1 protein-coding gene is annotated in these 548 nt (G+C 55.3%); it reads right to left on the reverse strand.

Annotated features, from left to right (window positions below):
- Window positions 1–548: autotransporter outer membrane beta-barrel domain-containing protein (locus tag SMB34_RS18545; protein WP_037992304.1), on the reverse strand; the 548-nt coding region annotated here is incomplete at both ends.

Here is a 548-nt window from a genome sequence, read left to right on the forward strand (position 1 = left end):
TCATTGTTGATTTCATCGGTGAAGTCATGAACCAGACCGGTTTCGATGAAAGGCGTCACGGTCAGGGTCGGGGTTGGCGCAAGATCGTAAGCGGCTTCGATGGCCGGTCTGATCTGCCGGGTGTTCGAGGTCGTGCCGGCAACGGCGGTGTTGTTGCTTTCGGTGTAACCGTCAACCGTTTTGCGTGCGGCAATAAAGGCAACGGACGGTGTTAGAGAGAGTGGCACGTTTTCGTGCGGGCGGATCATGTAGGAAGTATTGAGCTGGGCGTACCAGATGTCAGATTCCGTGTTGCCGGAAACCGCATTGTTATCGCGCGTCACATCAATGTCGCCCATGCCAAAGCCTGCCTGGCCGGAAATGGTCAGTCCGTTGACGGGGGTGTAGATCGCATAGGGTGAAACGACCCATCCCTTTTCCTGATAGGAGCCGTTATTGAAGGATGTGGTCAGGTCGGTATCGTTATAGCCAAGCGACAGACCCGCCGTCAGGCTTTCGGCAAACCGGTAATCCAACCCGACATTGTAGCCCCAGACATCACCGTCATA

It is taken from the genome of Thalassospira permensis NBRC 106175, assembly GCF_000714555.1.
Lineage (GTDB): Bacteria > Pseudomonadota > Alphaproteobacteria > Rhodospirillales > Thalassospiraceae > Thalassospira > Thalassospira xiamenensis.